The following is a 4443-nucleotide window of genomic DNA, read 5'->3' as shown; positions in this document are numbered from 1 at the left end:
TCGCGCCGGTTCGTCGGAGGGACGCGCGCGAGCGCGGAGGCCGAGGGGGGTCGGGTTTCACCGTCGGCGGGTAGTCCGCCAAATCCGCGGGGGAAGGCGGCATCGCCGCGGCCGGCAGGCCCCGGTCAAAAGCGAGCACCCGAAGTTCGCAATCATCCCCGCGGTCCATTCCACCCCGACCTTTGGCTCGGGCATTTGCGCGGGACCAAGCTCGCCGCGACGATTTCGCCGCGTTAACACATTTTCCCTTGTTTCTTAATGCGTTACAGCCTGTCCCCATGGGGACGCCCGCAGAAGGGGCCGAACGCCCGGCCCGGCGGCAGCACCCGCAGGGCGGCGGATCGCCGGAAAGCCGGGAGGGGAGATGGTGGGCGATGACAGGTTCGAACTGCCGACATCTTCGATGTGAACGAAGCGCTCTACCACTGAGCTAATCGCCCGCCGGTGCGCCTGATAGCGGCATTGCCGCGCCGCCGCAAGAGGCGCCGCACGCAATACGGGCCGCCACGAGGGACGGCCCGCGCCTTTCACATCAATGCGCCGGGGGCGCCATGTTGTCGCCCGCAGCGCCCGGCGGCGGCTGGAGCTTGGCCGCCTCCGCGGCCTCGTCCCATTCGATCGGCTCGGGCGCCCGGGTCAGCGCGTGCTTCAGGACCTCCGTGGCGTTCGAGACCGGGATCAGTTCCAGCCCGTTCTTCACGTTGTCCGGGATCTCGCGCAGATCCTTCACGTTGTCGGCCGGGATCAGCACCGTGGTGATGCCGCCCCGGAGCGCCGCCAGCAGCTTCTCCTTCAGCCCGCCGATCGGCAGCACGTTGCCGCGCAGCGTCACCTCGCCGGTCATCGCCACGTCGCGGCGCACCGGGATGCCGGTCAGCACCGAGACGATGGAGGTGACCATCGCGATGCCCGCCGAAGGGCCGTCCTTGGGCGTCGCGCCCTCGGGCACGTGCACATGGATGTCCGCCGTCTCGAACAGGGGCGGCCGGATCCCGAGCGCAGGCGATTTCGACCGCACCCAGGAGGAGGCGGCGTCGATCGATTCCTTCATCACGTCGCCCAGCGTGCCGGTGGTCTTCATCCGGCCCTTGCCCGGCAGCTTCAGCGCCTCGATCGAGAGCAGATCCCCGCCCACCTCGGTCCAGGCGAGCCCCGTCGCCACGCCCACCTGGTCGGCTTCCTCGGCCAGGCCGTATTTGAAGCGGCGCACCCCGAGGAATTCCTCGAGGTTCTCGGGCGTGACGACGAGCTTCTCCACCTTGCCCTTGACGATCTCCGTCACCGCCTTGCGGCAGAGCTTGGCGATCTCGCGCTCGAGGTTCCGCACCCCGGCCTCGCGGGTATAGTAGCGCACGGTGTCGCGCAGCGCCGCGTCGGTCAGCTCGAACTCGCCGGCCTTCAGCCCGTGCCCCTTCAACTGCTTGGCGAGCAGGTGCTGCTTGGCGATCTCGACCTTCTCGTCCTCGGTATAGCCCGAGATCGAGATGATCTCCATGCGATCCAGGAGCGGCCGCGGCATGTTGTAGGTGTTCGCCGTGGTGATGAACATCACGTTCGAGAGGTCGTATTCCACCTCCAGGTAGTGATCCGCGAAGGTCGCGTTCTGCTCGGGGTCGAGCACCTCGAGCATGGCGCTGGCCGGATCGCCGCGGAAGTCCTGGCCCATCTTGTCGACCTCGTCGAGCAGGATGAGCGGGTTGACGGTCTTGGCCTTCTTCATCGACTGGATGATCTTGCCGGGCATCGAGCCGATATAGGTCCGCCGATGCCCGCGGATCTCCGCCTCGTCCCGGACGCCGCCGAGCGAGATGCGGATGAACTCGCGCCCCGTGGCCTTGGCCACCGACTTGCCGAGCGAGGTCTTGCCCACGCCGGGAGGCCCGACGAGGCAGAGGATCGGCCCGCGCAGCTTGTCGGAACGCGACTGCACCGCCAGGAACTCGATGATGCGGTCCTTGACCTTCTCCAGCCCGTAATGGTCGTCGTCGAGCACCTTCTGGGCGAGGCCGAGATCCTTGCGGATGCGGCTCTTCTTGCCCCAGGGGATCGACAGCATCCATTCGAGATAGTTGCGCACCACCGTGGCCTCGGCGGACATCGGCGACATGGAGCGGAGCTTCTTGACCTCCGCCAGCGCCTTCTCGCGGGCTTCCTTGGAGAGCTTGGTCTTGCCGATGCGCTCCTCGAACTCGGTGGCGTCGTCGTGGCCCTCGCCCTCGCCGCCGCCGCCCAGCTCGCGCTGGATCGCCTTCATCTGCTCGTTGAGGTAATATTCCCGCTGGGTGCGCTCCATCTGGTTCTTCACCCGGCTCTTGATCTTCTTCTCGACGCGCAGGACCGACATCTCGCCCTGCATCATGCCGTAGATCACCTCGAGCCGCTCGCCCACGTCGGGCTCCTCGAGCAGCTTCTGCTTCTCCTCGAGCTTGGCGCCGAGATGGCCCGCGATGGTATCCGCGAGCTTGGCCGGCGCCATGTCCTCGGCGACCGCCGTGACGGCCTCGTCGGGGATGTTGCGGTTGAGCTTGGCGTAGCGCTCGAATTCCTCGACCACGGCACGGCTCAGCGCCTTGATCGCCGCGGGATCCCGCTCGGTCTCCGCGACGGGCTCGGCGACCGCCTCGAAATAGGCGGAATTGGCCACGAATTCGGTGATCCGGACGCGGCTCTTGCCCTCCACCAGCACCTTCACGGTGCCGTCGGGCAGCTTCAGGAGCTGCAGCACATTGGCCAGCACGCCGACGCGGAAGATGCCCGCGGCCCGCGGCTCGTCCTCGGAGGGATCCTTCTGGCTCGCCAGAAGGATCTGCTTGTCGTCCTTCATCACCGCTTCCAGCGCGCGCACGGATTTCTCGCGGCCGACGAAGAGCGGCACGATCATGTGCGGAAACACCACGATGTCGCGCAGTGGCAGAACAGGATGGGTCGAACTGCTCGGTTCACTCATGTGTTTGTCCTTTTCCCAGCAAAGCCCCCCGCCCCGAATGCGGCCGCGGAACGCTTTCTCGTGGAGCAAATGGCCCTGCCCCAGCCTGCTTTCAAGCGTCCCGCATCTTGCCCCGCGCCCATGGCCGGCGCAAGGCGCCCCGGGGGCCGCCGAAGCCCCTGCGCTAGAATCCCACCGCCTCGCCGCCCTTCAGCCCGAGCATGGCGCGGGCCTCGTCGGGGGTCGCGGGGTCGAGGCCGAGGCCGTCGAGGACGAGCCTTATCCGCGCGACCTGGTCGGCCGAGGACGTCGCCGGCTCGCCCGGCCCGACCCAGAGCGAATCCTCGAGCCCGACGCGGACATGCCCGCCCATGGCCGCCGCCATCGCGCCGATGCGGAGCTGGTTCGCGCCCGCGCCGAGCACCGACCATGCGTAGCCCTCGCCGAAGAGCCGGTCGGCGGTGCGGCGCATCATCTGCACGTCCTCGGGATGCGCGCCGATGCCGCCGAGCAGCCCGAAGACCGATTGCACGAAGAGCCGGCCCGCCACCTTGCCGCGGTCGAGCATGTGGCGCAGCGAATAGAGATGGCCGATGTCGTAGCATTCGAACTCGAAGCGGGTGCCGTTGCCGCCGCAGGTGGAAAGCACGAACTCGATGTCCTTGAAGGTATTGCGGAAAACCAGATCGCGGGAATTCTCCAGATGCTCGTTCTCCCAATCCTGCGCGAGATGCGGATAGCGCGCCTGCATCGGATAGAGGCCGAAGTTCATCGAGCCCATGTTGAGCGAGGCGAGCTCGGGCGCGAAATGCGCCGCCGGCGCCACCCGCTCCGCGACCGTCATGTAGGGAGCGCCGCCGGTGGTCACGTTGATCACCGCGCCCGTCGCCTTGAGCCCGGGCAGGATCCGCCCGAAGGCGGCGACGGACTGGTCGGGGCGCCCGGTCCGCGGGTCGCGGGCATGGACGTGCAGGATCGCGGCCCCGGCCTCCGCCGCGCGCCGTCCCTCGGCGACGATCTCCTCGGGCGTCACCGGCAGATGCGGCGACATCGAGGGCGTGTGGATCGCACCGGTCAGCGCGCAGCTGACGATGACCTTGCGGCGGGTCGCCATGAAACCTCTCCTCCTCGCCATCCCGGGTCGACACCCCTCCGCGACGATCCGGAGGGCCCGGCCAAGCTATGCGCCACCGGGCGCCGCCAATTCAAACGCTCTCTCGCGAAGAAGGTCGGCGAAGCCAGCACCCTTCCGGCCCGATCCTTCGCCCGTCTGGGGGATTGAGGCGGGCCCTGCGGCGGGATAGAGCCGGGTCGTCGAACCGGAGGGGCCATCGCAATGACCGTGACCTGGAAGGATGCCGTCCCGGCGCTCGCGCCCGGGATGCGGAGGGCCGGTGCCGGCGGGCCCCTGGCCCTTCCCTCCAGGGTCCGCGAGCCCCCCCGGGCCACCGGGCCCCCCCCCCCCCGCTGAGCCGCCCGGATGCCCGCGGACGTCATCATCATCGGCGGGGGCATCG

The 4443-nt window shown here is 68.5% G+C and carries 2 protein-coding genes and 1 tRNA gene; all 3 read right to left on the bottom strand.

Annotation, left to right across the window (positions count from 1 at the left end; genetic code table 11):
• Positions 1-365 precede the first annotated feature (365 nt).
• A tRNA-Val gene (locus tag V7050_RS18465) sits at positions 366-440 on the bottom strand.
• A 92-nt stretch (positions 441-532) separates the two neighbouring features.
• Positions 533-2947 (bottom strand): endopeptidase La, encoded by a 2415-nt coding sequence (gene lon, locus V7050_RS18460; RefSeq protein WP_324369979.1) that lies wholly within the window; start codon positions 2945-2947, stop codon positions 533-535.
• A 163-nt stretch (positions 2948-3110) separates the two neighbouring features.
• A complete protein-coding gene (locus V7050_RS18455) occupies positions 3111-4040 on the bottom strand; it encodes a 3-keto-5-aminohexanoate cleavage protein (RefSeq protein WP_324369981.1) in 930 nt (309 codons plus the stop codon).
• Between the last annotated feature and the right edge of the window lie 403 nt (positions 4041-4443).

Source organism: Amaricoccus sp. (assembly GCF_036846665.1).
GTDB lineage: Bacteria > Pseudomonadota > Alphaproteobacteria > Rhodobacterales > Rhodobacteraceae > Amaricoccus.
This window is presented reverse-complemented; position numbering and strand designations above follow the sequence as displayed.